At 65.3% G+C, this 403-nt stretch carries 1 protein-coding gene; it reads right to left on the bottom strand.

What is annotated here, in order from left to right:
- A partial coding sequence (locus JHD77_RS32210; RefSeq protein ID WP_199506590.1) for a TIGR03752 family integrating conjugative element protein occupies positions 1–403 on the bottom strand: 403 nt, incomplete at both ends.

Genomic DNA, 403 nt, shown 5'->3' with positions numbered 1-403 from the left:
CGTAGGGGTCGCTGATCCAGCCGAGACCGCCCTGGATGGTTTTCTGGTCGGCGCTGGCGGTCTGGTTGTTGTTGCTCTGGTTGTCATTCACCTCTTCGGCCGGCGCCGGGAAGGTGCGCACGGTCCCGTCGTTGAACACGAACGTGAGGCTGCGGATCTGCCCACGCACGCAGGAGAGTGTCCAGTCGCCCGAGGCGGTCCCGCTGGCTACCGCGCCGGCGACGTCCGGCAGCTCGATGCCGTTGGCGGTGAGGTTGTCCGGGCCGATGAGGATTTTGAACGGGTAAGGATCATTGACCGTCCCGTCGACCGGCACACGACCGATCAGCGCAGACATGGCCACCGAGCCCATGAGCGTCGAGTTCTGCGGCAGCGTGTAGGTCTTGCGGACGAGCTTGCGGTT

It is taken from the genome of Pseudomonas sp. P20 (genome assembly GCF_016463925.1).
In the GTDB taxonomy this organism is placed as follows: Bacteria; Pseudomonadota; Gammaproteobacteria; order Pseudomonadales; family Pseudomonadaceae; genus Pseudomonas; species Pseudomonas aeruginosa.
Note: the sequence above shows the minus strand (reverse complement) of the source record. Positions and strands in the feature narration are given on the sequence as shown.